At 65.4% G+C, this 25,709-nt stretch carries 28 protein-coding genes; 10 read left to right on the top strand and 18 right to left on the bottom strand.

The window, feature by feature from the left end; genetic code table 11:
* Positions 1 to 25: 25 nt before the first annotated feature.
* On the top strand, positions 26 to 1,207 hold the full coding sequence (gene ftsY, locus AC1DS6_RS13835; protein ID WP_441626999.1) for a signal recognition particle-docking protein FtsY: 1,182 nt from the start codon (positions 26 to 28) through the stop codon (positions 1,205 to 1,207).
* An 81-nt stretch (positions 1,208 to 1,288) separates the two neighbouring features.
* On the opposite strand, the gene maiA is transcribed toward ftsY, so the two are convergent.
* Entirely contained in the window at positions 1,289 to 1,936 is a 648-nt protein-coding gene (maiA, locus tag AC1DS6_RS13830; protein ID WP_441626997.1) for a maleylacetoacetate isomerase, read from the bottom strand.
* A 4-nt stretch (positions 1,937 to 1,940) separates the two neighbouring features.
* The gene (locus tag AC1DS6_RS13825; protein WP_441626995.1) at positions 1,941 to 2,642 is read right to left on the bottom strand and encodes a fumarylacetoacetate hydrolase family protein; all 702 of its coding nucleotides are present in this window, start codon (positions 2,640 to 2,642) and stop codon (positions 1,941 to 1,943) included.
* Between the two features lie 210 nt (positions 2,643 to 2,852).
* On the opposite strand from AC1DS6_RS13825, the gene AC1DS6_RS13820 reads away from it, so the two are divergent.
* The 5 genes from AC1DS6_RS13820 (at position 2,853) to ybiB (ending at position 8,135) form a co-directional block, all read left to right on the top strand.
* Complete coding sequence (locus tag AC1DS6_RS13820; RefSeq protein ID WP_045241354.1) at positions 2,853 to 3,500, top strand: ANTAR domain-containing response regulator; 648 nt, start codon at positions 2,853 to 2,855, stop codon at positions 3,498 to 3,500.
* Positions 3,501 to 3,824: 324 nt separating this feature from the next.
* Positions 3,825 to 5,144 (top strand): CmpA/NrtA family ABC transporter substrate-binding protein, encoded by a 1,320-nt coding sequence (locus tag AC1DS6_RS13815; RefSeq protein ID WP_045241387.1) that lies wholly within the window; start codon positions 3,825 to 3,827, stop codon positions 5,142 to 5,144.
* Positions 5,145 to 5,377: 233 nt separating this feature from the next.
* On the top strand, positions 5,378 to 6,172 hold the full coding sequence (gene ntrB, locus AC1DS6_RS13810; RefSeq protein WP_235184883.1) for a nitrate ABC transporter permease: 795 nt from the start codon (positions 5,378 to 5,380) through the stop codon (positions 6,170 to 6,172).
* 34 nt (positions 6,173 to 6,206) lie between these two features.
* Positions 6,207 to 7,010, top strand: coding sequence for an ABC transporter ATP-binding protein (locus AC1DS6_RS13805; RefSeq protein ID WP_441626993.1), 804 nt, complete (start codon positions 6,207 to 6,209; stop codon positions 7,008 to 7,010).
* A 114-nt stretch (positions 7,011 to 7,124) separates the two neighbouring features.
* The gene (gene ybiB, locus AC1DS6_RS13800) at positions 7,125 to 8,135 is read left to right on the top strand and encodes a DNA-binding protein YbiB (protein ID WP_441626991.1); all 1,011 of its coding nucleotides are present in this window, start codon (positions 7,125 to 7,127) and stop codon (positions 8,133 to 8,135) included.
* A gap of 17 nt (positions 8,136 to 8,152) precedes the next feature.
* Here ybiB and AC1DS6_RS13795 read toward each other — a convergent pair whose 3' ends face one another.
* Positions 8,153 to 9,028, bottom strand: a complete 876-nt coding sequence (locus AC1DS6_RS13795) for a pirin family protein (protein WP_441626989.1) — start codon at positions 9,026 to 9,028, stop codon at positions 8,153 to 8,155.
* A 389-nt stretch (positions 9,029 to 9,417) separates the two neighbouring features.
* Here AC1DS6_RS13795 and rpoH point away from each other — a divergent pair, with 389 nt between their 5' ends.
* On the top strand, positions 9,418 to 10,314 hold the full coding sequence (gene rpoH / locus AC1DS6_RS13790) for an RNA polymerase sigma factor RpoH (RefSeq protein WP_045241357.1): 897 nt from the start codon (positions 9,418 to 9,420) through the stop codon (positions 10,312 to 10,314).
* Positions 10,315 to 10,428: 114 nt separating this feature from the next.
* Here rpoH and AC1DS6_RS13785 read toward each other — a convergent pair whose 3' ends face one another.
* From AC1DS6_RS13785 to AC1DS6_RS13765, 5 genes are all read right to left on the bottom strand, one after another.
* Complete coding sequence (locus tag AC1DS6_RS13785; protein ID WP_045241358.1) at positions 10,429 to 11,058, bottom strand: SCO family protein; 630 nt, start codon at positions 11,056 to 11,058, stop codon at positions 10,429 to 10,431.
* A 148-nt stretch (positions 11,059 to 11,206) separates the two neighbouring features.
* Positions 11,207 to 12,142, bottom strand: a complete 936-nt coding sequence (locus AC1DS6_RS13780) for a heme o synthase (RefSeq protein WP_035861055.1) — start codon at positions 12,140 to 12,142, stop codon at positions 11,207 to 11,209.
* Complete coding sequence (locus tag AC1DS6_RS13775; RefSeq protein WP_441626986.1) at positions 12,139 to 13,242, bottom strand: COX15/CtaA family protein; 1,104 nt, start codon at positions 13,240 to 13,242, stop codon at positions 12,139 to 12,141. The genes AC1DS6_RS13780 and AC1DS6_RS13775 overlap by 4 nt, the downstream gene beginning before the upstream one ends.
* Positions 13,243 to 13,249: 7 nt before the next feature.
* Positions 13,250 to 13,906 (bottom strand): SCO family protein, encoded by a 657-nt coding sequence (locus tag AC1DS6_RS13770; protein WP_441626984.1) that lies wholly within the window; start codon positions 13,904 to 13,906, stop codon positions 13,250 to 13,252.
* A 133-nt stretch (positions 13,907 to 14,039) separates the two neighbouring features.
* A complete protein-coding gene (locus AC1DS6_RS13765) occupies positions 14,040 to 14,783 on the bottom strand; it encodes an SURF1 family protein (RefSeq protein WP_477102596.1) in 744 nt (247 codons plus the stop codon).
* 84 nt (positions 14,784 to 14,867) lie between these two features.
* Between AC1DS6_RS13765 and AC1DS6_RS13760 the strand changes: the two genes are divergently transcribed.
* On the top strand, positions 14,868 to 15,077 hold the full coding sequence (locus tag AC1DS6_RS13760; protein ID WP_035861044.1) for a twin transmembrane helix small protein: 210 nt from the start codon (positions 14,868 to 14,870) through the stop codon (positions 15,075 to 15,077).
* 167 nt (positions 15,078 to 15,244) lie between these two features.
* On the opposite strand, the gene AC1DS6_RS13755 is transcribed toward AC1DS6_RS13760, so the two are convergent.
* The 8 genes from AC1DS6_RS13755 to AC1DS6_RS13720 all read right to left on the bottom strand — a co-directional run bounded on the left by AC1DS6_RS13755 (position 15,245) and on the right by AC1DS6_RS13720 (position 21,980).
* Positions 15,245 to 16,105, bottom strand: a complete 861-nt coding sequence (locus AC1DS6_RS13755) for a cytochrome c oxidase subunit 3 (protein ID WP_441626980.1) — start codon at positions 16,103 to 16,105, stop codon at positions 15,245 to 15,247.
* A gap of 130 nt (positions 16,106 to 16,235) precedes the next feature.
* Entirely contained in the window at positions 16,236 to 16,448 is a 213-nt protein-coding gene (locus AC1DS6_RS13750; protein WP_035861042.1) for a DUF2970 domain-containing protein, read from the bottom strand.
* Between the two features lie 31 nt (positions 16,449 to 16,479).
* Entirely contained in the window at positions 16,480 to 17,094 is a 615-nt protein-coding gene (locus AC1DS6_RS13745; protein WP_441626978.1) for a cytochrome c oxidase assembly protein, read from the bottom strand.
* Between the two features lie 17 nt (positions 17,095 to 17,111).
* Positions 17,112 to 17,243 carry a cytochrome oxidase small assembly protein gene (locus AC1DS6_RS13740; protein ID WP_276265928.1) on the bottom strand — a complete coding sequence of 44 codons (132 nt, stop codon included), beginning with the start codon at positions 17,241 to 17,243 and terminating at the stop codon, positions 17,112 to 17,114.
* Positions 17,244 to 17,303: 60 nt separating this feature from the next.
* The gene (gene ctaD / locus AC1DS6_RS13735) at positions 17,304 to 18,908 is read right to left on the bottom strand and encodes a cytochrome c oxidase subunit I (RefSeq protein ID WP_035861038.1); all 1,605 of its coding nucleotides are present in this window, start codon (positions 18,906 to 18,908) and stop codon (positions 17,304 to 17,306) included.
* A 23-nt stretch (positions 18,909 to 18,931) separates the two neighbouring features.
* Positions 18,932 to 20,197, bottom strand: a complete 1,266-nt coding sequence (coxB, locus tag AC1DS6_RS13730; protein ID WP_441626976.1) for a cytochrome c oxidase subunit II — start codon at positions 20,195 to 20,197, stop codon at positions 18,932 to 18,934.
* A gap of 58 nt (positions 20,198 to 20,255) precedes the next feature.
* Positions 20,256 to 20,765 carry a DUF2244 domain-containing protein gene (locus AC1DS6_RS13725; protein WP_441627092.1) on the bottom strand — a complete coding sequence of 170 codons (510 nt, stop codon included), beginning with the start codon at positions 20,763 to 20,765 and terminating at the stop codon, positions 20,256 to 20,258.
* A gap of 264 nt (positions 20,766 to 21,029) precedes the next feature.
* Positions 21,030 to 21,980, bottom strand: a complete 951-nt coding sequence (locus tag AC1DS6_RS13720; protein ID WP_441626974.1) for a methyltransferase domain-containing protein — start codon at positions 21,978 to 21,980, stop codon at positions 21,030 to 21,032.
* Between AC1DS6_RS13720 and AC1DS6_RS13715 the strand changes: the two genes are divergently transcribed.
* Together AC1DS6_RS13715 and trmL are read left to right on the top strand one after the other, a co-directional pair.
* Positions 21,969 to 22,901: a double zinc ribbon domain-containing protein gene (locus AC1DS6_RS13715; RefSeq protein ID WP_477102595.1), complete on the top strand. Its 933-nt coding sequence runs from the start codon at positions 21,969 to 21,971 to the stop codon at positions 22,899 to 22,901. The genes AC1DS6_RS13720 and AC1DS6_RS13715 overlap by 12 nt on opposite strands.
* A 128-nt stretch (positions 22,902 to 23,029) precedes the next feature.
* A complete protein-coding gene (gene trmL / locus AC1DS6_RS13710; RefSeq protein WP_441626972.1) occupies positions 23,030 to 23,500 on the top strand; it encodes a tRNA (uridine(34)/cytosine(34)/5-carboxymethylaminomethyluridine(34)-2'-O)-methyltransferase TrmL in 471 nt (156 codons plus the stop codon).
* 20 nt (positions 23,501 to 23,520) lie between these two features.
* On the opposite strand, the gene AC1DS6_RS13705 is transcribed toward trmL, so the two are convergent.
* Positions 23,521 to 24,528, bottom strand: a complete 1,008-nt coding sequence (locus tag AC1DS6_RS13705; RefSeq protein WP_441626970.1) for a Bug family tripartite tricarboxylate transporter substrate binding protein — start codon at positions 24,526 to 24,528, stop codon at positions 23,521 to 23,523.
* Between the two features lie 140 nt (positions 24,529 to 24,668).
* Positions 24,669 to 25,685 carry an NAD(P)H-dependent glycerol-3-phosphate dehydrogenase gene (locus AC1DS6_RS13700; RefSeq protein WP_441626968.1) on the bottom strand — a complete coding sequence of 339 codons (1,017 nt, stop codon included), beginning with the start codon at positions 25,683 to 25,685 and terminating at the stop codon, positions 24,669 to 24,671.
* Between the last annotated feature and the right edge of the window lie 24 nt (positions 25,686 to 25,709).

The following is a 25,709-nucleotide window of genomic DNA, read 5'->3' as shown; positions in this document are numbered from 1 at the left end:
TACCGGGGTATTGACCCCTTTCCCAATGTTTAGTTTCTGGAAGAAGCGCAAGGCCGAACCGGCCAGCGCGCCACCCGAGGCGCAGGTCCCCGCGCCCGTTGCAGCGCCCGCACCAGCGCCCGCCGGTGCGTCAGCCCCGGTTCCCGCTGCTGTACCCGGCCCGGCCGCCGCCCCTCCAGCCCCGTCAGCGCACGCGCCGGCCGTCAGCGCGCCGGCCGCCCAACCGGTTTTCTCACCCGTCGTCCCGCCTGCCCATGCCGCTATCGGGGATATGGTCCTGACACCGCCACCGGCCGCCACCGCCGAGGCCAAGCGCGGCTGGATGCAGCGCCTGCGCACCGGCCTGTCCAAAACCAGCCGCAACCTGGGCACGCTGTTTGTCGGCGTCAAGGTGGACGAAGACCTGTTCGAGGAGCTGGAAACGGCCCTGATCATGGCGGACACGGGCGTCGAGGCAACCGAACACCTGCTGAGCGCGCTGCGCCGCCGCGTCAAGAACGAACGCATCGAGACCTCCGAGGGCGTCAAGATCGCACTGCGCGAACTGCTGGCCGACCTGCTGCGCCCGCTCGAGAAAACCATGGTGCTGGGCCGCGAGCAACCGATGGTGATGATGATCGCCGGTGTCAACGGCGCCGGCAAGACCACCAGCATCGGCAAGCTGTGCAAGCACTTCCAGAGCTATCACCAGTCCGTGCTGCTGGCGGCCGGCGACACCTTCCGCGCCGCCGCGCGCGAGCAATTGACGATCTGGGGCGAGCGCAACAATGTGACCGTGGTCTCGCAGGAGAGCGGCGACCCGGCCGCGGTGATCTTCGACGCGGTCAACGCGGCGCGCGCACGCGGCATCGATATCGTGATGGCCGATACCGCGGGCCGCCTGCCCACGCAGTTGCATCTGATGGAGGAGCTGAAGAAGGTCAAGCGCGTCATCGCCAAGGCGATGCCGACCGCGCCCCACGAGTCGCTGCTGGTGATCGATGCCAATACGGGCCAGAACGCGCTGTCCCAGGTCAAGGCCTTCGACGATGCGCTGGGGCTGACCGGGCTGATCGTGACCAAGCTCGACGGCACCGCCAAGGGCGGCATCCTGGCCGCGATCGCGCGCCAGCGGCCGGTGCCGGTCTACTTCATCGGCGTGGGCGAAAAGGTCGAAGACCTCCAGCCCTTCAATGCCGATGAATTTGCCGAAGCGCTGCTGGGCTGAACGCGGCGGCAACGAAAAGCCCCGCAACTGCTTGCGGGGCTTTTTCTTTACGCCTGCCAGCGCCGGACCTGCGCGCCAGGCTTACTCGGCGTCCGGCTGCGCCTTGGGCTCGGCCTGCTGGAACGCGGGCAGCGCCATGCAAGACTCGAACACCTTGGCAATCGCCGGATAGCGGCCAACATCGATATTGAAACGCTGCGCGTTGAACACCTGCGGCACCAGGCAGATATCGGCCAGCGTCGGCGTATCGCCGAAGCAGAAACGCCCTGCCTTGCCCGAGCGCACCAGGTTGGTATTCACCGACTCGAAACCCAGTTCGACCCAGTGGCGGTACCAGGCGTCCTTGGCTTCCTCCGCCACGCCCAGCGTGTGCTTGAGGTACTTCAGCACGCGCAGGTTGTTCAGCGGATGAATTTCGCACGCGACCTCAAGCGCCACCGCGCGAATGTAGGCACGATCCAGCGCGGTGCCCGGCAGCAAGGGCGGCTCGGGATGCGTCTCGTCGAGGTACTCGACCATCGCCACCGACTGGATCAATACCTGGTCATCGTCGACCAGGGTCGGCACCAGCGCATCGGGATTGAGCGAGCGGTAGGCCGGCAGCAGTTGCTGGCCGCCGTCGCGCAACAGATGCACCGGCACATACTCATAAGGCAGGCCCTTGAGCCGCAGCGCGATGCGCACCCGGTACGACGCCGAGCTGCGAAAGTAGCTGTAGAGCTTGAACATAGGCTCAGACCACCTTGACGGTCAGTTCGCCCACGCCTTCGATCTTGCACTGCATGATGTCGCCCTTCACCACCGGGCCCACGCCTTCTGGCGTGCCGCTATAGATCAGGTCGCCGGGCTGCAGCTCAAACAGCCTGGAGAGATAAGACACCATCTCGGGCACCGACCAGATCAGGTCCGAAAGATCGCCGCGCTGCTTCTCGACGCCATTGACGGACAGCGTCACCGCGCCCTTCTCCGGATGGCCGATGGCGGACACCGGCACAATCGGGCCGATGGGGGCGGACTTGTCGAAGGCCTTGCCGGTTTCCCATGGGCGGCCGGTTTTCTTGGATTCGTTCTGCAAGTCGCGGCGCGTCATGTCGAGGCCGAGGGCATAGCCGAACACGTGGCTGGCGGCGTCCGCCTCGGCGATGTCCTTGCCGCCCTTGCCGATGGCGACGACCAGTTCCACTTCATAGTGGCAGTTGCCGGTGCCCTGCGGATAGGGGAAGGTGCCTTCGCTGCCGTCGGCCACGTAGCTCACCGCGTCGGCGGGCTTGCAGAAGAAGAACGGCGGCTCGCGGTCGGGATCCGAACCCATTTCACGCGCATGCGCGGCATAATTGCGGCCCACGCAGTAAACCCGGCGCACCGGGAACTGAGCGCTGCTGCCGCGCACGGGCACGCCGTTGGGCGCCGGCGGGGCAAATACGAATTCGGTCATCCTTCTCTCCAGACTTGTGCACTGTGTTTTAGGCTACGCACCGGCATGCGGCGTCGCCAGCAGACGCCCCGCCGCGCAGCAGGGCAATAGCATACACCGGCGGTTCCCGCCGCGTATGCCGGCAAACCATTGAATCCGGGAAACCCCGCAATACAATTAGAAGCATCTCGGCGCGAATCTTGCATGGCACGAGAGATCCCAAGTGACGCCATGAACCGACGCCCCCCAGCCCCTCCCAGTCCGACGAGTCCCGCGCCCGCCTCCGCCGCGGGTTCGCGCACGCTGCGCATCCTGCTGGTGCGCGATCCCCACGACGCCGACCCGCTCAACGTCGAGACGATCCATGCCGGGCTGGTGTCGGCGGGCTTCACCGACATCGAGACGGTGGACGCCGACCTGCGGCTCCCCGACGCGATCGCCGCGCGGCAGCCGGACCTGATCATCATCGCCTCGGAATCGGCGGCGCGCGATACAGTCGAGCACGTATGCGTCTCCACCCAGCACGCGCCGCGCCCCATCGTGCTCTTTACGGACAACGACGACGCCCAGCGCATCAAGGCCGCGCTGACGGCAGGCATTACCGCCTACATCGTCGACGGGCTGCGCGCCGATCGCGTGAAGACCGTGCTCGACGTGGCGTATGCGCGCTTCGAACTGGATCAGGAGTTGCGCGCCGAGCTGGATGCCACACGCCTGCAGCTGGCCGAGCGCAAGGAAGTCGAACGCGCCAAGGGCCTGCTGATGAAAGAGCGCGGCATGAGCGAGGAAGAGGCTTATAAGCGGCTGCGCAGCATGGCCATGGAGCGTGGCATCAAGCTCGTCGAAGCGGCACGGCGCGTCATCGATGTAATGAGTTAAGGCGCGGGCGACGCCCCGCACGCGCTTGGTGCAATGCACAAGGATGGCGCTGCCGCCCTACCGCCCGCGCACCGGTACCGCCCGCCGCCCTGCCCCTTCGGGCCAGGGCGTCACCGCGTTCGCGCGAATATTGACTGCACCCTGCATAACAAGCTTGGCACGCGGCTTGCGTAATCCAGACATCGGCCAACGACGGCCGATCACAAACCGATGTGCGCCGCCAACGACGGCCGCGCCGCATCACGGGACAACGGCGTCCTGAACTGCCCCGCATTCTTGGCGAAAGCGGCGCGGTTCAGGACGCTTTTCATTTGGAGCCGTGGAATGCCCTCTCGCCTGAAGATTGCCAAGCCGCTGCACGCCGCGGTTGCCACCGACGCCAGCGCCGCCGGCGCCGATGCGGTACCCGCCAGCAGCGGCCGCCGCCGCGCCCTGGCCACCATCGCCGGCGCCAGCGTGATCACGCTGGTCGACCCGCTCGTGCGCGCCGGAGCCTGGGCAGCCGGCTCGGATGCGCCGGAAAAGCCGGAAGTGCGGATCGGCTTTATCCCGCTGACGGACTGCGCTTCGGTAGTGATGGCCGGCACGCTCGGCTTCGACAAGAAATACGGCATCAAGATCACGCCCACCAAGGAAGCCTCCTGGGCCGGCGTGCGCGACAAGCTGGTCAACGGCGAACTCGATGCGGCACACGTGCTGTACGGCCTGATCTACGGCGTGCAGCTCGGCATCGGCGGGCCCAAGAAAGACATGGCCGTGCTGATGAACCTGAACCACAATGGCCAGGCCATCACGCTGTCGTCCAAACTGGCGGAAAAAGGCGTCAAGGACGGTGCCAGCCTGAAAGCGCTGATGGCCAGGGAAAAGCGCGATTACACCTTCGCCCAGACCTTCCCCACTGGCACCCACGCGATGTGGCTGTACTACTGGCTGGCCGCCAACGGCATCAACCCGATGCAGGACGCCAAGGCCATCACCGTGCCGCCGCCGCAGATGGTGGCCAATATGCGCGTGGGTAACATGGACGGATTCTGCGTGGGCGAGCCCTGGGGCGCGCGCGCAATCGCCGACAAGATCGGCTTTACCGCCGAGACCACGCAGGCGATCTGGAAGGATCACCCCGAAAAGACCCTGGGCACCACCGCCGAGTTCGTGCAGAAGTACCCCAATACGGCCCGCGCCATGGTTGCCGCCGTGCTGGAGGCATCGAAGTACATCGATGCCTCGGCCTCCAACCGCCGCAAGACCGCGGAAACGATTGCCGCCAAGTCCTATGTCAACACGGATATGGACATCATCCTGGACCGCATGCTTGGCCGCTACAGCAATGGCCTGGGCAAGACCTGGGACGATCCCGACTCGATGAAGTTCTACCAGGACGGCAGCACCAACTATCCCTTCCTCTCCGACGGCATGTGGTTCCTCACGCAGCACAAGCGCTGGGGCTTGCTCAAGGACCACCCCGACTACCTGGCGGTGGCGAAGAAGGTCAACCGCATCGACGTCTACAAGCAAGGTGCCGCGGCCGCGCAGGTGCCAGTACCCAAGAGCGACTTCCGTACCGCGAAGCTGCTGGACGGCGTGGTGTGGGATGCCAGCAAGGATCCGAAGGCCTACGCCGACGGCTTCAAGATCAAGGCCTGAGCCCTGCGCGATTTCGCCTGATATCGCGCCGGCCGCACCGTTCGCCTGCCGAGTGATTTCGATTTGATTGCCGCTTGAACGCCGGCGTGGCGACACGCCGGCCCCTGAAGGAGCCTGACGTGAATGCACTTGCCCAGCCGGCCGCCCATGCCGGCACCCAAGCCGCGCCCGCAGACAGCGGCAGCCCCGCCGATCTCGCCGCGCCTGGCGACCAGCGGGCTCATGAACGCGCTCTGCGCAGTGCGGCACGGCGCGATGCCTTCGCGGCCATCGTGCTGAAGCTGATGCCGCCTGTTGCCGGCTTTGCGCTGTTCCTGCTGGTCTGGCACGGTATCGCCACGATGATCCCCGCCATCCCCACGCCGGCCGCTACCTGGCATGCCGCCGTGCCCTTGTTTGCCGACCCCTTCTACCGCAACGGCCCCAATGACCAGGGCATCGGCTGGAACGTGCTGGCGTCGCTGGCACGGGTCGCGGCAGGCTTCGGGCTGGCGGCGCTGATCGGCATCCCGGCCGGCTTCGCGCTGGGCCGCTTCGCTTTTCTCAACGCCATGATGGCGCCCATCATCAGCCTGCTGCGCCCGGTCTCGCCGCTGGCATGGCTGCCGATCGGGCTGCTGCTGTTCAAGTCTGCCAACCCGGCGGCGATATGGGCCATCTTCATCTGCTCGATCTGGCCGATGGTGATCAACACCGCGGTGGGCGTGACGCGCGTGCCGCAGGATTACCTGAATGTCGCGCGCGTGCTCGACCTGTCGGAGTGGAAGGTGTTCACACGCGTGCTGCTGCCGGCCGTCCTGCCTTACATGCTGACCGGCGTGCGGCTGTCGATCGGCACGGCCTGGCTGGTGATCGTGGCCGCGGAGATGCTGACCGGTGGCACCGGCATCGGCTTCTGGCTGTGGGACGAGTGGAACAACCTGAAGGTGGAGCACATCGTCATCGCGATCTTCATCATCGGCGTGGTCGGGCTGCTGCTCGAATACGCATTGCTGAGCCTGGCGAAGCGTTTCAGCTACGGCAACTAAGACGGCTACCGCGCGCAGCGCCAAGGAGAACCTCATGGAAAAGTTCGTCCGTATCGAAAACGTCGGGCAGACCTTCAAGACCAAGAAGGGGCCGTTCGTCGCCCTGCGCGATGTCAACCTGTCCATCGCCAGCGGCGAGTTCATCACGCTGATCGGCCACTCCGGCTGCGGCAAGTCCACCTTGCTCAACCTGCTGGCCGGACTGGACCGTCCCAGCGCCGGCGCACTGATCTGCGCCGAGCGCGAGATCGCCGGGCCCGGCCCGGATCGGGCGGTGGTGTTCCAGAACCACTCGCTGCTGCCCTGGCTGACCTGCTTCGAAAACGTCTACCTTGGCGTGGAACGCGTGTTCGGCGGCAGCGAAACCAAGGCGCAACTGAAGGCGCGCACCCACGACACGCTGGCCATGGTCGGGCTCACCCATGCCGAATCCAAGTATCCGCAGGAAATCTCGGGCGGCATGAAGCAGCGCGTGGGCATCGCGCGGGCGCTCGCGATGGAGCCCAAGATGCTGCTGATGGACGAGCCCTTCGGCGCGCTGGATGCGCTCACCCGCGCGCACTTGCAGGACGAACTGATCAAGATCGTGGCCAAGACCCGCAGCACGGTGGTGATGGTGACCCATGATGTGGACGAAGCGGTGATGCTGGCCGACCGCATCGTCATGATGACCAACGGCCCGGCCGCCACGATCGGCGAAGTGCTGAAGGTGGACCTGCCACGGCCGCGCGAGCGCATGGCGCTGGCCGACGACAAGAACTATCACGCGTGCCGGACCGCGGTGCTGGACTTCCTGTATCGCAAGCAGCGCAATCCGGCGCTGAAGGAAGCCGCCTGAGCGGACGCCGGCAAGCGGGCGCGGCGGCATGGCAGGCCGGCATTGGCCAATGCGATGGGCACGGCCCGTCCGCTCCGCTATCATGAACCTCAAACCACATCGCCCCAGCCCGCCATGACCACCACGCCTGCCACGCCCTCCGCCCCGACTTTCGCCGCGGCGAAGTACATCAAGGAAATCGGCCGGGGCGTCAACGGCGCCCGCGCGCTGCCGCGCGAGGACGCGCAGGCCTTGTTCGATGCCATGCTGGCCGGCCGCGTGGCCGATATCGAGCTGGGCGCGGTGCTGATGGCCTATCGCATCAAGGGCGAAGCCCCGCACGAGTTGGCCGGCATGCTCGATGCCGCGCACGCGCACTGCCTGCCGCTGGCGGCGCCGCCGGACCGCATTGTTGTGACCATCCCAAGCTACAACGGCGCGCGCAAGCAGCCCAACCTGGTACCGCTGCTGGCCCTGCTGCTGGCGCGCGAGGGCATTCCCGTGCTGGTGCACGGCAGCCGCCAGTTCAACGGGCGCGTGACCAGCCTCTCGCTATTCGAGGCGCTGGGCATCGCGCCGTGCAGTTCCGTGGCGCAGGCCGAAGCCCAGCTTCGCAGCAAGGACAGCCAGCCGGGCCCGCTGGCGGTGCTGCCGATCGACGTGCTGTCGCCGGCGCTGGCCGCCATGCTCGACAGGCGCATGCAGATCGGCTTGCGCAACTCCGCGCACACGGTGGTCAAGATGCTCCAGCCGGTCGGCACCCACTCCCCGGCGGAAGCGCTGCGCCTGTACAGCTACACCCATCCCGAGTACCGGGAAACGCTGACTGACTACTTCTCCCGTGAGCCGGCCAATGTGCTGCTGGCGCGCGGCACCGAAGGCGAAGTGGTGGCCGATGCGCGGCGCGGCAGCCGCATCGACTGGCTACACGACGGACATCAGCGCACACTGGTCGATCCCACCGCGGGCTCCATCACCGAAGTGCCGGAATTGCCACCCGGCAGCGACGTGGACCAGACTGCGGCCTGGATCCGCCTCGTGCTGGACGGCAAGGCACCCGTCCCGGCTCCGATCGCTACGCAGATCGAGGCAATCCGCGACTGCCTGCAACAGGGAACGCGCGTGACCTGGGCCAGCCCGGTCTGAGGCAGGCCCGGGCGCTTTCAGCGCTTGCGCTGCGGCAGCGGGATGCGATCGTCCTCGCCGGGCACGCGCGGGAACTGGTCATCCTCCCAGCGCTGGGAGGCCGCCTCGATCGCTTCCTTGCTGCTGGCGACGAAATTCCAGAAGATAAAGCGGTGCCCGTCCGTCGGATCGCCGCCTAGCAGCATCACGCGCGAAGGCGCCTGCGCGGTCAGCGTCACTGGCACGCCAGGCACCAACACCGCCAAATGGCGTTCCGGCAATATTTCGCCATCCAGCGCAACGCTGCCGTCCACCGGATAGATGCCACGTTCGGCATGCTCCGGCGGAATCTCCAGGCTGGCACCCGCATCCAGTTCGATGGCCACATAGAGCGTGCGGCTGAACACCTTCACGGGAGCCTCCGCGCCAAAGGCATCTCCGGCGATCACCGTCATCCGTACCCCGGGGCGCTCCAGCTTGGGCAGCGTTGCAGCGGGGTGATGATGGAAGGACGGTTCGACGTTTTCGAACTCCTTTGGCAACGCCACCCAGGTCTGTATGCCATGCAAGCGCGGCCCGGCATCGCGGGCGGCCTGCGGCGAGCGTTCCGAGTGCGCGATGCCCTTTCCCGCCGTCATCCAGTTCACGTCGCCCGGCCTGATCACCTGCTTGCTGCCAAGGCTGTCGTGGTGAAGGATCTCGCCTTCGAACAGGTAAGTGACGGTCGCCAGCCCAATATGTGGATGCGGACGCACGTCCGCACCTTCCCCCGGAGGCATCGCCACGGGTCCCATATGGTCGAAGAAAATAAACGGCCCGACGGTCTGCGTTGCCGCCGCGGGTAGCAGCCGGCTGACGGCAAAGTCGCCAAGGTCACGCGTGTGCGGCTTGAGCAAGTGTTCGATAGCAGACATGAATTCTCCCCGGTTCGGTCGATGCTTGCGGATTGCGCAAATGAAAAGAGTGTAGCCGCTGTAGAAACACTGCATCTCATTTGGCGATAGAACCGAAGGGCGCGTGGTCCCTCTAATCCATGTCGGATCGTTCGAGGGCTCGCATGAGATAGTGGCCACGCCACATCACGCAAAGCTCCTCGCAGGAAACGCTATGTAAAAACAGATTTCGATTATCCGGAACTATCAACCCTATAACTACTCCAACTTAGCAGTCCACCGGCTTGAGTGCTAATATGTGTTGCAATGCAGTGCGTAGCCCCCATGGGTTGGCGTACGCGGGCAACCCACCCGCCGGATGCAAAAGGAGCAATCGAGTGAACGCGGTCCTATCTGCTGACCAAACCCAAATGACCAACCGTCTGCCCACGGTGCCCCAAGGTACTGGCACGTTTGCGCTGACGCTTCCCGGAACGCTGGGAAATCTGGACAGCTATATCCAGGCTGTCCACCGTATTCCCCTGCTCACCCCCGAGGAAGAGCAGCGGCTCGCGCGCGAGCTGCGCGAGCATGACTCCGTTGACGCTGCGCGCCGCATGGTGCTGTCGCACCTGCGCCTGGTGGTGTCCATCGCCCGCCAGTACCTCGGCTACGGCCTGCCCCATGCGGACCTGATCCAGGAAGGCAATATCGGCTTGATGAAGGCCGTGAAGCGCTTCGACCCGGACCAGGGCGTGCGCCTGGTGTCGTATGCGATGCATTGGATCAAGGCCGAGATCCACGAATACGTGCTGAAGAACTGGCGCATGGTCAAGGTGGCTACCACCAAGGCCCAGCGCAAGCTGTTCTTCAACTTGCGCAGCCACAAGCAGGGTGCCCATACCTTCACCCCGGAACAGATCGACGCGGTTGCGCGCGAGCTGAACGTCAAGCCGGAAGAAGTGATGGAGATGGAAACCCGCCTGTCTGGTGGTGACCTGGCGCTGGAAGGCCAGATCGACGACGGCGAAGAGGAATTCGCTCCCATCGCCTACCTGGCCGACAACCACAACGAACCCACCCGCGTGATCGAGGCCCAGCGCCACGACCGCATGCAGGTGCAAGGCCTGGAGGAAGCGCTGTCCAAGCTCGACGACCGCAGCCGCCGCATCATCGAAGCGCGCTGGCTGCAGGTCAACGACGACGGGTCCGGCGGTTCCACGCTGCACGAACTGGCTGACGAATTCGGCGTCTCGGCCGAACGTATCCGTCAGATCGAAACCGCGGCGATGAAGAAGATGAAGGGAGCGCTGCAGGCATTTGCCTGAGGCACGCCGGGCGGCGGCGGGCATTTCACCCCCGCCCTTTTCCCGAAAGCAACAGGGCCGGTCTCGCGACCGGCCCTGTTTCATTTTGTCTACCGGTTACACCGGCCACGCCCCTCAGGAAGCAAGCAGTTGCTTGATGTCGTGCGCAATTGGCTCCGGTCCCTGGCCATGGCGAATGAACAGCCGCAGCTTCCCGCTGGGGTCGAACACATAGCTGCCCGCCGAGTGGTCCATGGTGTAGTTGGACGGCGATGTGCCTGGCACCTTGGCGTAGAACACCTTGAAGTCCTTGGCGACCTTCTGCAGCGCGGCGTCGTCGGCCGGGCGCATACCCAGGAAGCGCGGATCGAAGGCCGGCACGTATTGCGCCAGCAGCGCCTGCGTATCGCGTTCGGGATCGACCGTGACAAAGAGCACCTGCACCTTGTCGGCATCCGGCCCCAGTTGCTCCATGACCGCCTTCAACTCCGCCATGGTGGTCGGGCACACGTCGGGACAATGCGTATAGCCGAAAAACATCACCACCGCCTTGCCCTTGAAGTCCGCGATCGAGCGCACCTTGCCGTTGTGATCGGTGAGGACGAAGTCCTTGCCGAATTCACTGCCGCCGGTGATATCGACGTTCTTGAATGACGCGCGCTGCTGGCCGCATGCAGCAAGCAGCAGCGAGCACAACGCCAGCAGGCACAACCGGCGGAAGGTGGCGAAAGTGGGCAGGAAGCCCGGAGGGAAGCGGTTCGGCATGCGGGTTCGGGTGGTTTGGCGAGCCAGGACCGCCCGGCAATCGGCCGGGCGCGGCAAGGTCACATTAACAGATGTGAAGCAGTATCGCCGATTGGGGCCGCCGCGCGCTCAGGCCGCGACAAGATGTCGCAAGCCGCCGTCCGGCCGCTCAGCCTTGCGGCAGGAACTTGAAGTAGTGATCGACCAGCAGCGCGGCGAACAGCAGCGAGAGGTAAAGGATCGAGAAACGGAAAGTCCGCTGCGCCAGTGCGTCGGAATAGTTGCGGTACATCTTCCAGGAGTATGCGAGGAAACCGCCCCCCAGGATCAGCGCCGCCGCCAGGTAAATGTAACCGCACATCCCGTACACGAATGGCAGCAGCGTGGCCGCAATCATGATCAGCGTGTACAGCAGGATGTGCAGCAGCGTGAAGCGCTCGCCGTGCGTCACCGGCAGCATCGGCAAGCCGGACTTGGCGTAGTCGGCGCGGCGATACAGGGCCAGGGCCCAGAAGTGCGGCGGGGTCCACGTGAAGATGATCAGCACCAGGAACCAGGCTTCGGCCGGCAGTTCGCCAGCGACAGCCGCCCAGCCAAGCGCCGGCGGCATGGCGCCGGACAGGCCGCCGATCACGATATTCTGCGGCGTGGCCGGCTTGAGCAGGATCGTGTACACCACGGCATAGCCGACGAAGGTGGCAACCGTCAGCCACATGGTCAGGTCGTTGGTATAAACGTGCAGCAGCCACATCCCCGCGCCGCCCAGCACCGCCGAGAACACCAGGGTCTGGATAGTTGTGATCTCGCCGGTGGCGGAGGGGCGCCATGCGGTGCGGCGCATCAGCGCGTCGACCTTTTGCTCCACCAGGCAGTTGATGGCGAAAGCGGCACCCGCCAGCAGCCAGATACCGGCGGCGCCCCCGATCAGCACCGGCCAGGGCACCATGCCCGGCGTGGCCAGGAACATGCCTATGATGGCGCAGAAGACGGCAAGCTGCGTCACACGGGGCTTGGTAAGGGCGGCGTATTGGCGGACCAGGTGGCGAACCCGTCCGAGGGGATGTGTGTGGGTAGCAGTAACCACTGGCGAGTTCTTGTCTTTCATGTGGCGCGCGCGGCAGCCGGCACGTCCGTAGCAATGTTCGCGGACCGGGCCGCGAGCCCTATATTGTAATTGAGACGAACCAATAGCAGCAGCAAGAGCGCCGCGCCGCCGTTATGCGCCACCGCGGCGCCCAGCGGCCAGTCGAACACGATGTTCGAAAGGCCGGTAGCCAGTTGCAGCGCGAGCACGCCCAGCAGCCAGCCGGCGCTGTGGGCGAGGCCGCCAAAGCGGCGCGCCCGCAGGCCGAACCAGGCCAGGAAAGCCAGCACGACGAAGGCAAAACCACGATGCACCCAGTGGATCGCCACCAGGGCCGAGTGTGGAATGTAGTCGCCGTCGGCTGTCATGCCGAGCTGGCGCCACAGGGTGAAGCCGTGGCGGAAGTCCATGTCCGGCACCAACTGGCCGTTACACAGCGGAAAGTCGGTGCAGGCCAGCACCGCGTAATTGGTGCTCACCCAGCCGCCCAGGAAGATCTGGATGACCAGCAGGGCCAGCGCAATGCGTGCCGGCCAGCGCAGCGCGCCCGCTTGCGGCGCGATCGCCAGCGGCGGGTCGCTGCGCGAACCCAGCCAGATCAATGCCGCGAGCAGGCCCATGCCCAACATCAGGTGCGTGACCACGATGATGGGCTGAAGCTTGAGCGTCACCGTAAAGGCGCCAAACGCGCCCTGCACGCACACCAGCAGCAGCACGCCGGTGGCGAACCAGGGCGACTGCCTGAGTTCGCGCCGCTTGACCCAGGCCAGCACCATCAGCGTGATGATCAGCACGCCGACCGCCATGGCGAAGTAGCGGTGGATCATCTCGATCCACGCCTTGGTGATGGTCACGGGCCCGCTGGGCAAGGCGGTTTCGGCCGCACGGATATGCTCCTGCGCGGCATGCGGATTGGAGTGGCCGTAGCAGCCCGGCCAGTCCGGGCAGCCAAGGCCGGAATCCGTCAGCCGCGTGAAACTGCCGAACATGATCAGGTCCAGCGTCAGGAAGGCGGTGATCCACACCAGCTTGCGGTACTTGTTGCGATCCCCTTTGACCAGCACATAGCTGAGCGGGAACAGCGCGATCAGGACGCCGATGATGGCGAGTTGGAGCAGCATGCGCGCCTCACCCGATGCGAGAGTACTTGAGCAGCTTCTTCAGATCGGAACTCATCTTCTTGGGGTCCGGATCCCTGGGGAAGTGCATCATCAGGTTGCCCAGCGGATCGACCAGGAATAGCGTGTCCTCGATCCGCCCACCCTGCTCGGCCGGCAACCATTTCTGCATGGTTTCGCGATTGGCGCGCAGGAAGCGCACACCGGCATAGGGCTCGTTGTAGGCGGCCGACAGGCGCGGATCGATCGGGCCATCGTCGCTGATCAGCCATACCGGCACGATGCGCTCGCGGTCCTGTCCCTGCCCCGCACGGATCTGGCGGATGGTGAACAGCTTCTTGGCACAAGCCTCGTCACAGGCGGCGCCATCGGCCGTGACCAGCAGCCACTTGCCCTTGAAGCTATCCAGCGGCACGGTCTCGGCCCGCTCGTTGCCGATCTGCATCGCTGGCATCGGGCGCTGCGGCTCGACCAACGTGCCATAGTTGGTGGCACCGCCCGCCGGCTTGAACACGTAATAAGTGAGGTAAGAGGCAATCACAGGCGAAGCGCACACCAGCAGCAGCAACAGCATCTGGATGCGCCCGCGGCGGGTGCGGGCGTCGATACGCGAATCTTGCGGCGCGACGCGGGCGGCCTGGGCGGAAGCGGGATCTGGCTGTTGCATAGTGTTTCGTCTGTCTGTCGTTAGAGGCGGCTGCGGTCATCTGACCGCCCCGTCCCGCTGTGGTTCGCTGGTTGTTGCGCCGGCAATCCTGTCGCGTGCGGGCAAGCGCCGGCTGCCGTCGTAACCATGTCTCTCAAGCCGCCATGCGGGCGGCGCGCCGCCAGCTCAACGCCACCAGCAGCACCATCGTCAGCGCGGCCAGGCCGAACCACTGGAAGGCGTAGCCATAATGGCGATCGGCGCCGGTATCCGCCGGCGCCCAGTCGCGCGCCAGCCCGTCGCCGCTATCGGTGCGCTGCTCCAGCACGAAGGGCTGCAGCGGCACGCCAAGCTCTTTCGCGAATGCAGCAAGATCCACATTCTGTCGGATCTTCTGCCCGGCCTCCGCGTTGGCGCCCTGGCCAAGGCTGAAGACCTTGGGAACCGCGGCCAGCGCGGTGCCATCGAGCTCCACATCGCCCTCGGCGGTCGGGAATGGCGCGATGCGCGTACGGTCCTGCGCGTCGCGCGGCAGCCAGCCACGCAGCACCAGCACCGCTGGCGCGCCGGGATCGTTCGCCACGACGCGCAGCGGCGTCAGCACCATGAATCCGGCACGGCTGTCGGTGCCGTTGCCATGTGGGCGATTGTCCAGCAAAACGGTATGCGCCGCATCGAAGCGGCCGCGCACGCGCACCCGGCGCTCCGCTACCTGCCCTTCGACCAGGGCACTGCCCACCGCCAGGGGCCGCTGCGCAGCCAGCGCCTCCAGCCGCGCGGCACGCGCCAGCTTTTCATGGGCACGGTCAAGCTGCCAGTTGCCGAGCGCGCAAGTGACGGCAATGACCACCAGCGCGGCGATGGTGGGAACCGGGCTCAGCGCGCGCCAAAGCTTCACGGGCAGCTCCCGAGTGCTTCCTCGAGAGCGGCGATGCGATAATGGCACATTACCTCTAGCCGACCCCGCACTTGCGGGCCCTCCATGCGCATTGTCATCATCATCGCGTTCATCCTCATCATCGGCAGCCTGGCCTCGGCGCTATTCTTCATGATGCGCGACCGCGGCAAGACGCCGAACATGATGCGCTCTCTGATGTTCCGGGTCGGCTTTTCCGTGGCGCTGTTCGTCTTCATCCTGTTCTCTCACTGGATGGGCTGGATACAAAGCACGGGTATTCGCATGGGGCCTTGAGCCTGGCGCGCCGGCCGACGCGACTGGCCACACGCGTTCGAACTGCAAAAAACAAGCGCCGCAGTGGCTAAACTCCTGCGGCGCTTGTTTTTTGTTGTTCTTCGCCGGGAGGAGATCTCTCCCGGCGATTCCGCCAGCATCGCCGGCGGGCACTGCAGTCGGGTGCCTTACAGCCAGTACACCACGATGTAGAGGAACAGCCACACCACGTCGACGAAGTGCCAGTACCAGGCCGCGCCTTCGAAGGCGAAGTGATGATCGGGGGTGAAATGCCCCTTCAGCACGCGCACCAGCACCACCGTCAGCATGATCGCGCCCATGGTCACGTGGAAGCCGTGGAAGCCGGTCAGCAGGAAGAACGTGGAACCATAGATGCCCGAGGTCAGCTTGAGGTTCAGTTCCGTGTACGCATGGTGGTACTCGTACACCTGGAAGCACATGAAGACCGCGCCCAGCAGGATGGTGAGCACCAGGCCCTGGATCAGCTGGCTGCGCTTGTTGGCCAGCAGCGCATGGTGCGCCCAGGTCAGCGTCACGCCGGACATCAGCAGCAGCGCCGTGTTGATCGTCGGGATCGGCCACGGGCCCATGGTCTGGAAGGACTCGACGACCCCGGCCGGGCCGAAGTTAGGCCATACGGCTGAAAAGTCGGGCCACAGGATCTTGTTGTTCAGGTCGCCCAGCCACGGCATGGCGATGTTGCGGGCATAGAACAGCGCGCCGAAGAACGCTGCGAAGAACATCACTTCGGAGAAGATGAACCAGCCCATCGACCAGCGGAATGACAGGTCGATGTTCTTGCCATACTTGCCGGTTTCGGACTCGCTGATCGCCTCGCTGAACCAGCTCTTGAGCACGAACAGGAACCACACCAGGCCCAGGATGCAGACATACGGCCCCCAGCTCTGCCCGTTTACCCAACCAGCAGCACCCCCAGCCGTCAGCAACAAGCCAAAGCTTGCCGTGATCGGATGGCGCGAGGGGCCCGGTACGAAGTAGTACGGAGCGTTTGCGCGATTCGCACTCATTCTTTTATCTCCAGCTCAGAGTCTTTGATTCAGTAATCGTTATCCGCACATCCGGCCCCGACTGCTGGCCGGCGGCATGCTTTTGCCTGCTTTTACTTCTCCCTGCCCGTTCCCGCGCGCGACAGTCTGTCTACCCCACCACCACACGCACGACGGTGATCAGCACGGCGATCAGGATGGCTACCCCGATCAGGCCGGCGATGATCACATGGACCGGATTGAGCTGTGCCATGTCGCGTTCATGCTCGCTACCCTTGCGCAGGCCGATAAACGACCAGAACACCGCGCGCAGGGTCTGCGCAAAAGACAGCTTGCGCTTGACCGCGTCCTTCATCTCATCCACGGCTACCCCTTACAACCACTTCACCTGCTACTCAAATGCCCTTGCCTGCTCCGGCCGGCTGCGCCTCAAGCGGGCCCTGCGGCGCCTGGGCCACCGGCGTACCGATCTCGAAGAAGGTGTAGGACAGCGTAATGTTCTTCACGTCTTTCGGCAGGTCCGGATCGATCACGAACACCACCGGCATCTCGCGTGCTTCCTTCGCCTTCAGCGTCTGTTCCTTGAAGCAGAAGCACTCGATCTTCTTGAAATACTGCGTGGCCAGCTTGGGCAGGTAGCTCGGGATGGCTTGCGCCGAGATGTCGCGCGTCTGCCCGTTCGCCACTTCGTAGACGATGGTGGTCATTTCGCCCGGGTGCACTTCCATGCTGCTCTTGACCGGACGGAAGGCAAATGGACCGCGCGCGTTGGAATCGAACTCGACCGTGATCGTGCGGGTCTTGTCCACCTGTGTATTCTTGACCTGGCCGCCGTACAGATCCCGCGTGGTCACCACGTTCAGGCCGGTGATCTCACAGATCTTCTTGTACAGCGGCACCAGCGCATAGCCAAACGAGAACATCAACGCCACCACCACCAGCAGACGCAGCAGCATCCCGCGGTTGAACTTCTTGTCGGTGGCATCGTTTGACTGCTGGCTCACGCTCATCTCAATACCCTGCAGCTTCAGCCGAGAAGAATCATCTTGGCGAAGAAACCCAAAAAGAAAACCATCACGATGGAGAAAAGGATCAGGCCGAGACGACGATTCGAGGCCTTGCGGTCTGCCTGCGATGGACTTTTGTTTGGATCCTGCATAACACCTTGCCTGCGTGACGCGGAAGGACGGGCCGTGCCCATCCTTCCGCGCATCGTTGCTTACTTGACCTGCGGAGGAACTTCAAAGGTGTGGAACGGGGCCGGCGACGGCACGGTCCATTCCAGGCCCTCGGCGCCATCCCAAGGCTTGTCTCCGGCTGCCTTGCCGCCACGGTAGGACGGCAGCACGACGAAGAAGAAGAAATACACCTGCATCAGGCCGAAGCCCAGGGCACCGATCGAAGCAATCGCGTTGAAATCCGCGAACTGCGTCGGGTAGTCGGCATAGCGGCGCGGCATGCCGGCCAGCCCGAGGAAGTGCATCGGGAAGAAGGTGATGTTGAAGAAGATCATCGAGCCCCAGAAGTGGATCTGGCCGCGGGTTTCGTTGTACATGAAACCGCTCCACTTCGGACCCCAGTAGTAGAAGCCCGAGAACATCGCGAACAGCGAGCCCGCCACCAGCACGTAGTGGAAGTGCGCCACGATGAAGTAGGTGTCCTGCAACTGGATGTCGATCGGGGCAACCGCCGGCATCAGGCCCGTGAAACCACCGATGGTGAACACGAAGATGAAGCCGATCGCGAACAGCATCGGGGTCTCGAAGGTCATCGAGCCGCGCCACATGGTAGCGATCCAGTTGAAGATCTTCACGGCCGTCGGCACCGCGATCAGCATGGTGGCGTACATGAAGAACAGCTGGCCGGTCACGGGCATGCCGGTCGTGAACATGTGGTGAGCCCACACGATGAACGACAGGATAGCGATCGAGGCGGTCGCGTACACCATCGAGCTATAGCCGAACAGCCGCTTGCGGGCAAAGGTCGGCACGACGTGCGAGACGATCCCGAAGGCCGGCAAGATCATGATGTAGACCTCGGGGTGCCCGAAGAACCAGAAGATGTGCTGGTACATCACCGGGTCGCCGCCGCCTGCCGCCGAGAAAAAGCTCGTGCCGAAGTGACGGTCGGTCAGCACCATGGTGATGGCGCCAGCCAGCACCGGCATCACGGCAATCAGCAGGTAGGCGGTGATCAGCCAGGTCCAGCAGAACATCGGCATCTTCATCAGCGTCATGCCGGGTGCGCGCATATTGAGCACCGTGACGATGATGTTGATCGAACCCATGATCGACGAGGCGCCCATGATGTGCATGGCGAAAATCGCCATGTCCATGCCGGGGCCCATCTGCACCGACAGCGGCGCGTACAGGGTCCAGCCGGCGGCGGTGGCGCCGCCCGGTGCGAAGAACGACAGCACCAGCAGCAGGGCCGCCGGGGGCATCAGCCAGAAGCTGAAGTTGTTCATCCGCGCGAAGGCCATGTCGGATGCGCCGATCTGCAGCGGGATCATCCAGTTGGCGAAGCCGACGAAGGCCGGCATGATCGCGCCGAACACCATGATCAGGCCGTGCATGGTGGTGAACTGGTTGAACAGTTCCGGGCGGAAGAACTGCAGGCCCGGCTCGAACAGTTCGAGACGGATCAGCAGTGCCAGCGCGCCGCCAGACAGCAGCATGGTGAACGAGAACAGCAGGTACAGCGTACCGATGTCCTTGTGGTTGGTGGCGAACAGCCAGCGGCGCCAGCCGTGCGGATGATCGTGGTGCTCATCGTGGGCGTGGTCGTGCGGGTGGGCGAGCGCGTCCGGGGTAGCAGTACTCATCGCGAAAACTCCTGAAATCCTGTTCAGCCTGCCGCGCGGTCACCCGCGGCGCTTGCCTGCTTGGCAGCGGGCTTGTCTTCCGTCTTCGGTGCGGCGTCGCCGCCGCTGGCGCCGGGTGCGCCACCGCCTTCGCGGAACTTGCCGGCACGGGCGTTCACGAAATCGCTCGGTTGAATCACTTCGCCAGTCTTGTTACCCCAGCTGTTGCGGGTGTAGGTCATGACGGCAGCGAGTTCAGTATCGGAGAGGTGCTTCCAGACCGGCATGGCACCCTTGCCTTCCAGCAGGATGTGCATCTGGCCAGCATCGGGACCGTTGACGACCTTGGAGCCGTCCAGGGCCGGGAACGCGCCGCCGCCCTTACCGTTCGGCTGGTGGCAGACCGCGCAGTTGGCGGTGTAGACCTTCTCGCCACGGGCCTTGAGTTCTTCCAGGGTCCAGGTCTTGTTGGGGTCGTCGGCCTTGGCGGCGAGTTCCTTCTTCTTGCCGTCAACCCACTTGGCGTAGTCGGCGTCCGAAACCACGCGCACGACGATGGGCATGAAGGCGTGTTCCTTGCCGCACAGCTCGGCGCACTGGCCACGGTACACGCCAACCTTCTCGGCCTTGAACCAGGTGTCGCGCACGAAGCCGGGGATCGCATCCTGCTTGACGCCGAAGGCCGGGATCATCCAGGCATGGATGACGTCATTGGCCGTCAGCACCATGCGGACTTTCTTGTTCACGGGCACCACCATCTCGTTGTCCACCTCCATCAGGTAGGTGTTCGACTTGGGGGCCTCGTTGTTGATCTGTTCGCGCGGGGTGGTCAGGGTGGACACGAAGGAGATGCCTTCGCCGTCGCCCTTCAGGTAGTCGTAGCCCCACTTCCACTGGTAGCCAGTGGCCTTGATGGTGATGTCGGCATTGGTGGTGTCCTTCATCGCCACGACCGTCTTGGTGGCGGGCAGGGCCATGCCGATGACGATCAGGAACGGGATGATGGTCCAGATCACCTCGACGGTGATGCTTTCGTGGAAGGAGGCCGACTTCGCGCCCTTGGACTTGCGGTGCGTGAACACGGAGTAGAACATCACCGCGAAAACGCCGATGAAGATCACGGTGCACATGATCAGCATCATCCAGTTCAGCCAGTGAATCTGCTCGGCGATCTTGGTGACCGGCTCGGTCAGATTGAGCTGACGCACTGCGGGGCCGCCTGGCATGTCTTCCACTGCCAGGGCTGCATGACCAGTGAGCAGGGACGCGCCCACCAGACACGCTGCGGATGCCTTCTTCCACATTTTCATTTGTTATCTACCCAATTTACAGATTCAAATCTGTCACTCGCGGGGCCCTCGCTGCCTCTCAGAGATAACGCAAAGCCGATACGAGTTCCTGCGCGAACTTTCGCCGCTTGTACGGGTCCAGAAAACACCCCACCCGCACAGCGCTCCCGCCCGAGCGCAGCAACACCAGCGCTCGCAATGATTCATCCAGCTCGACCCGCACCCACAGCGGGTTGAACTCATGCCGTGTCAGCTGCCCTGCACTGACCGAAACCACTACCAGCCTGCCGTCGGCCAGGCTGACGCGTTCGTAATCCGACGCGTGCCGCCCATGCACCAGCAGGGCAATGCCCAGTCCAAGCAGCTCCAACCCGGCAAAGGGAAGGACGAGCCACGACCCTCGCCACGCAAAAAACAAGGCGATGGCAAGCGAAATGCTGACGATCGAGAGGTAAAACCAGCCAACCTGGCGTGGAGACAGCGAGCAATTCCGCTTCATCAGCCAGTCTTTGTCCGGCGCGCCGGATCCGCCGGACCTGCCGTCGGATTCGTCTTGCGCCGTCTGGAATGCGATACCCAAGTCTTGCATCGCCAACCTTGCATCGCCAACCGCTGTGACCGGATGCACGCCTGGACGATTGCGCCTGGGACGCACCATTGGGGTGCGATTTCGGGCAAATAGTGCCAGGGAGACCACTGCGACAAACTGGCGCATTATAGGGCGCTTCGCCTACACGGACAAGGCCGCCACTTGACCAACGGGCTAGCGCGCGACAAGTTTTTGTGCTTCAGCGCGGTGCGTGCGAAAGCCTGCTTGACTGCGCGAGCGATGCATGCAAGGGCGTCGGCCACGTTACTTGCGCTGCCGCGCGCGGCCGATCTTGTCGAGCGGGACGACAGCGTGTCCCAGCTCGTCGACGGCCTGCTTGCCGCGTGGCGCCAGCTTCCAGGCATGACCGTAGACGATCTCGAACGTGAGCGGGATCAGGCCGTCGGCATTGCGCCGCCGCTCGAACGCGGCCAGCAGCGCGTCGAGCCAGGCGCGCCCGCGCAAGCCCCCGCCCTTGCCGGCCACCGGCGGCAGGCGCAGGCCGCCGAAGGCCTGCACTTCACGGAGCAGGGTCCGCGGCGACTCGTAGGTGACGGTCAGGGTTTCCATGTCCATCACGGGCGTCGACCAGCCGCTGTGCACCAGCATGTCGCCGATATCGTGCATATCGACGAAACGCAGGGAATGCGTGTCGCCATCTACTTCGGCGAACGCGGCGCGCAACTCCGCCAGCGTATCGGGCCCGAACAACGAGAACAGCACAAGGCCTTCGTCGCGGGTGATCCGGTGCCATTCCGGGAAGACCCGATGCGGCTCGGGATGCCAGTGCAGCGCGAGGTTGGACCACAACAGGTCGAAACTGGCCGGCGCGAAGGGCAATGTGGCAAGATCGCCCTGCACCAGGTCGAACGTGGGGCGCTTGCCGAGCAGGCGCCCCAGCCACCCGGACTGGCGCTGGGGATCGCGCTGCGCCGCTTCGCGCAGCATGGCGCCGGAGATATCAAGGCCGGCGATCTGCGCATCCGGATACTGGGCGCGCAGCGCGGCCAGGCCGCGGCCGTGGCCGCAGCCAATGTCGAGCGCGCGCGCCGGCGCCAGCCGGATCATCTGCATGCGCTCCTGCATGCGCTGGCCGATCTCGCCCAGCAGGAAATCGAGCTGGCCGAAACCGGCGCTGCGCCGGTCGAAGGCGAGGCGGGTCAGCCGCGTGGGCGGCAAATAGGCATCGGGGGAGTCGGCGTCATGCAGGGACACGGTCAAACCAGGCGGCAAGAGAATGGGGATGGCGGCCGCAGCGATGCGCCCGTCCGGGAAACGGTGCGCGCGCCAGCGGACAGCGCGACCGGACCGCAAGTATACGCGCCCGCCGCCGCGCCTGCCGGCGGCGGCCCGGCATCACATCCGGCTCCCACGCCCGCCTTGCACCTGCCAGCATGCCCCGGCGACAGCACACTGCGCCAGCATGCGCGGCGCTGGATGCGCGCGCTGCTGCCGGCGGCCTGTGCGCTGTGCGGCACGGTGCAGGACGAAACCGTCTGCGCCGGCTGCGCGGAGGAGCTGCTGGCGCCGCTGCCGCGCTGCCGCTGCTGCGCCCGCCCCCTGGGGCGCGCCGCGGGGCCGGGCAATGCGCCGATCTGCAGCCAATGCCGCCATGAACCGCCGCCCTTCGATGCCACCCTCGCGCTCGGCGACTACGCCAGCCCGCAGGACGGCACGGTGCTGGCTCTGAAATTCGGCGGCGTGCTGCCGCTGGCGGACTGGCTCGCGGGCGAACTGGCAAGCCGCTGGCAGGCCGCTTCCGCCACGTGCGGACTGACTCTGCCCGATGTGCTGGCGCCAATTCCGCTGTCCCCGCGGCGGCTGGCGCAACGTGGCTTCAACCAGTCCTGGGAAATTGCACGCCCACTGGCACGCCGTCTCGGCGTGCGCGCCGCGCCGACGCTGCTGGCGCGCCTGCGCGATACCCCGGCGCAGGCCACGCTGGACCTGCCCGCGCGGCAGGCCAACCTGCAAGACGCCTTCGGCCTCGGCCCCGGGCACGATGTCGCGGGCCTGCATGTCGGCCTGGTCGACGATGTGATGACCAGCGGCGCCACACTGGGCGAAGCGGCGCGGGTCCTGAAGGCTCACGGCGCAACGCGTGTGACGCTGCTGGTGGCGCTGCGCACACCCTAGGCCCGGCGCCGCCATCAAGTGAAGTACGCGCTGACCCTCCCCGCCACTGCCCGGCGTGACAGGCGGCCCCCGGCAGGGTAAGCTGCGCAGCGTTTCACGGCTGCGGCGCCTCCGGCCCGCCCACTCCCATGTTCAATGTCGTCCTGGTCGAACCCGAGATCCCCCCGAATACCGGCAATGTGATTCGCCTGTGCGCCAACACCGGCGCGCGCCTGCACCTCGTCAAGCCGCTCGGCTTTCCGCTCGAGGATGCGCGCATGCGCCGTGCCGGGCTGGACTATCACGAGTACGCCAGCATGCGCGTGCACGAGAACTGGGATGCGCTGATGGAAAGCGAACAGCCCGACCCCACCCGCATGTTCGCGCTGACCACGCACGGCTCGACGCCGTTTGGACAGGTCGGCTTCCAGCCTGGCGACTGGTTCGTGTTTGGCTCGGAAACGCGCGGGCTGGCGCCGGAGCGGCGCGAGTGGTTTCCCGCCACGCAGCGCATCCGCCTGCCGATGCGGCCGGACAACCGCAGCCTCAACCTCTCCAATACCGTCGCGGTCGTCGTGTTCGAAGCCTGGCGCCAGAACGGCTTTGCCGGCGGCGCCTGATCCGGGCTGACGAAAGCGCTTTATTCCGGCTGTACGCCGGCGACGCGAATCACCTTGTCCCAGCGCGCTTTTTCGCTCGCCATGGTCTGGCGCAGCGATTGTGGCGCCGTCCCTGCCGGCACGAAATACTGGGCTCGCATCTTGGCGCGCACATCCTCGCTGCCGATGATGGCCACCAGTTCGCGATAGAGCCGGTCGATCACCGGCGCGGGCGTTCCCGCCGGCGCCAGCACCGCTTGCCACGAGATCGCCTCGAAGCCGGGATAGCCGGATTCCGCCACGGTTGGCACCGCGGGCAACAGGCCGGTGCGCCCGCTGGTGGTGACCGCGATGATGCGCAGCTTGCCGGCAGTCACCAGGGGCATGGCGATGGCCGGCACCATGAAGCCAGCCTGCACCTGGCCACCGACCATGGCGGTGGTGATCTGCGCGAAGCCCGGATAGGGAATGTGCTGCAGGTCGATCCCCGCCGCGGCCTTGAGCTGCTCCATCGCCAGGTGGGAAGCGCTGCCGTTGCCGACCGACCCGTAGTTCAGCACGCCCGGACGGGACCGTGCCAGCGCCACGAACTCGCGTACGTCATGCACCGGCAGGCGGGCATCCACCACCAGGACATTGGGCGAAGTTGCCACCAGCGACACGGGCGCGAGCTGGCGCACCGGGTCGTAGCCAAGATGGCGCGACAGGGTCGGCGCCGTGACTAGCGGGCCATTGATGGTCAGCAGCAAGGTGTAGCCATCCGGCGCGGCCCTTGCCACCATGCCGGTGCCGATATTGCCGCCGGCGCCCGGGCGGTTTTCCACTACCACGGGCTGCCCGAGCGCGACGGCCAGCTTCTCGGTCAGCAGGCGCGCGATCAGGTCGGGCGAGGACCCGGCCGGGAACGGCACCACCATGCGGATCGGGCGCGCTGGCCAGGGCTGGGAGGCCGCGGGCGAAGCCATTACCGTCCCTGCCATGCCGGACATGGCGCCGGCGGCAAGGGCGATCAGGGTGCGGCGGCGGGCCGCGATGAAGTCTTGGGACATGATGCAAGGCGGTGGCAAATGCGCAAGCGTATCGCCGCCGGACTCAATGAAATCAATCAAGAAGGGACTCGCGTCCCTGGCAAATGGCAGCGACCGGCCAGGCGCGGGAGGTCCGCGATGGTTGCCGGGTCAGCATGCGCTCACTCATCGCGTGCGTCGCGCTGCAGTAGTTGCGCCACCGCGTCGGCGGCGGGCAGCCCTTCGAAGAGCACCGCGCAAACCGCACGCGTGATCGGCATATCGACGCCCTTTGCCGCTGCCAGCGCCGCCACCGCCTGCGCGCAGCGCACGCCTTCGGCTACGTGGCCCAGTTCGGCCAGGATCTGCGCCAGCGTCTTGCCCTCGGCCAGTTGCTGGCCAACCTTGCGGTTGCGCGAGAGGTCGCCCGTGGCGGTCAGGATCAGGTCGCCCATGCCCGCCAGACCCATAAAGGTTTCAACACGGCCGCCCAGCGCCATGCCCAGCCGCGTCATCTCGGCCAGGCCGCGCGTCACCAGCGCGGCGCGCGCGTTCAGGCCCAGGCCCAGCCCGTCGCTGGCGCCTGTGGCGATCGCCAGCACGTTCTTGACAGCGCCGCCTACCTCGGCACCGACCAGGTCGTCGCTGCCGTAGATGCGCATCGCATGGTGATGGAAGGCATGCTGCGCCAGTTCCGCGAGCGCGGGCGACGTGCCCGCCACGGTCAGCGCGCACGGCAGGCCAAGCGCCACCTCGCGGGCAAAGCTGGGGCCCGTCAGCACACCGTAGCTGGTGTCGTGCAGACGGCCGGCGGCATCGAGTTCTTCGCGCACCATCTGGTGCGGCAGTGCATTGGTGCCGGCCTCGAAGCCCTTGCACAGCCAAAGCATGCGCAACGCCCCGGTCTGGCGCGCGGCCAGCCTGCGCGTCATTTCGCGCAGGCCCGAGACGGGCGTGGCCACGATCACGAGACCGTCGGGTTCGACATCGGCATGCGCCGCGGCGCGCTCGAAATCCGGCTCGACCGCAAGCCGCCCGGACAACGGTACGCCGGGCAGGTAAGTGGCATTGACGCGGTCGGCGCCGATGCCCGCCAGCTGCGTGACGTCACGCCCCCACAGCACCACATCGTGGGCCGCGGCGGCATGGCTGGCGAGCGCGGTGCCCCAGGCACCTGCACCGAAGACAGTGATTTTCATGGCGTTCGCCTCGCTGGTTCAGCC

The sequence above is a fragment of the Cupriavidus sp. 05L310 genome (assembly GCF_056398185.1).
Note: the sequence above shows the minus strand (reverse complement) of the source record. Positions and strands in the feature narration are given on the sequence as shown.

Bases quoted from the DNA above. Each gene is read 5' to 3' on its own strand.
- AC1DS6_RS13755 (WP_441626980.1), bottom strand. From the start codon at position 16,105: ATGAGTGCGAATCGCGCAAACGCTCCGTACTACTTCGTACCGGGCCCC.
- AC1DS6_RS13780 (WP_035861055.1), bottom strand. From the start codon at position 12,142: ATGAAAGACAAGAACTCGCCAGTGGTTACTGCTACCCACACACATCCC.
- AC1DS6_RS13725 (WP_441627092.1), bottom strand. From the start codon at position 20,765: ATGCAAGACTTGGGTATCGCATTCCAGACGGCGCAAGACGAATCCGAC.
- AC1DS6_RS13715 (WP_477102595.1), top strand. From the start codon at position 21,969: ATGCAGGGACACGGTCAAACCAGGCGGCAAGAGAATGGGGATGGCGGC.
- ftsY (WP_441626999.1), top strand. From the start codon at position 26: ATGTTTAGTTTCTGGAAGAAGCGCAAGGCCGAACCGGCCAGCGCGCCA.
- rpoH (WP_045241357.1), top strand. From the start codon at position 9,418: ATGACCAACCGTCTGCCCACGGTGCCCCAAGGTACTGGCACGTTTGCG.
- AC1DS6_RS13760 (WP_035861044.1), top strand. From the start codon at position 14,868: ATGCGCATTGTCATCATCATCGCGTTCATCCTCATCATCGGCAGCCTG.
- AC1DS6_RS13815 (WP_045241387.1), top strand. From the start codon at position 3,825: ATGCCCTCTCGCCTGAAGATTGCCAAGCCGCTGCACGCCGCGGTTGCC.
- AC1DS6_RS13705 (WP_441626970.1), bottom strand. From the start codon at position 24,528: ATGTCCCAAGACTTCATCGCGGCCCGCCGCCGCACCCTGATCGCCCTT.
- AC1DS6_RS13795 (WP_441626989.1), bottom strand. From the start codon at position 9,028: ATGTCTGCTATCGAACACTTGCTCAAGCCGCACACGCGTGACCTTGGC.
- AC1DS6_RS13785 (WP_045241358.1), bottom strand. From the start codon at position 11,058: ATGCCGAACCGCTTCCCTCCGGGCTTCCTGCCCACTTTCGCCACCTTC.
- trmL (WP_441626972.1), top strand. From the start codon at position 23,030: ATGTTCAATGTCGTCCTGGTCGAACCCGAGATCCCCCCGAATACCGGC.
- AC1DS6_RS13740 (WP_276265928.1), bottom strand. From the start codon at position 17,243: ATGCAGGATCCAAACAAAAGTCCATCGCAGGCAGACCGCAAGGCCTCG.
- AC1DS6_RS13775 (WP_441626986.1), bottom strand. From the start codon at position 13,242: ATGCTGCTCCAACTCGCCATCATCGGCGTCCTGATCGCGCTGTTCCCG.
- ybiB (WP_441626991.1), top strand. From the start codon at position 7,125: ATGACCACCACGCCTGCCACGCCCTCCGCCCCGACTTTCGCCGCGGCG.
- ctaD (WP_035861038.1), bottom strand. From the start codon at position 18,908: ATGAGTACTGCTACCCCGGACGCGCTCGCCCACCCGCACGACCACGCC.
- AC1DS6_RS13825 (WP_441626995.1), bottom strand. From the start codon at position 2,642: ATGACCGAATTCGTATTTGCCCCGCCGGCGCCCAACGGCGTGCCCGTG.
- maiA (WP_441626997.1), bottom strand. From the start codon at position 1,936: ATGTTCAAGCTCTACAGCTACTTTCGCAGCTCGGCGTCGTACCGGGTG.
- coxB (WP_441626976.1), bottom strand. From the start codon at position 20,197: ATGAAAATGTGGAAGAAGGCATCCGCAGCGTGTCTGGTGGGCGCGTCC.
- AC1DS6_RS13805 (WP_441626993.1), top strand. From the start codon at position 6,207: ATGGAAAAGTTCGTCCGTATCGAAAACGTCGGGCAGACCTTCAAGACC.
- AC1DS6_RS13820 (WP_045241354.1), top strand. From the start codon at position 2,853: ATGAACCGACGCCCCCCAGCCCCTCCCAGTCCGACGAGTCCCGCGCCC.
- AC1DS6_RS13770 (WP_441626984.1), bottom strand. From the start codon at position 13,906: ATGCAACAGCCAGATCCCGCTTCCGCCCAGGCCGCCCGCGTCGCGCCG.
- AC1DS6_RS13745 (WP_441626978.1), bottom strand. From the start codon at position 17,094: ATGAGCGTGAGCCAGCAGTCAAACGATGCCACCGACAAGAAGTTCAAC.
- AC1DS6_RS13700 (WP_441626968.1), bottom strand. From the start codon at position 25,685: ATGAAAATCACTGTCTTCGGTGCAGGTGCCTGGGGCACCGCGCTCGCC.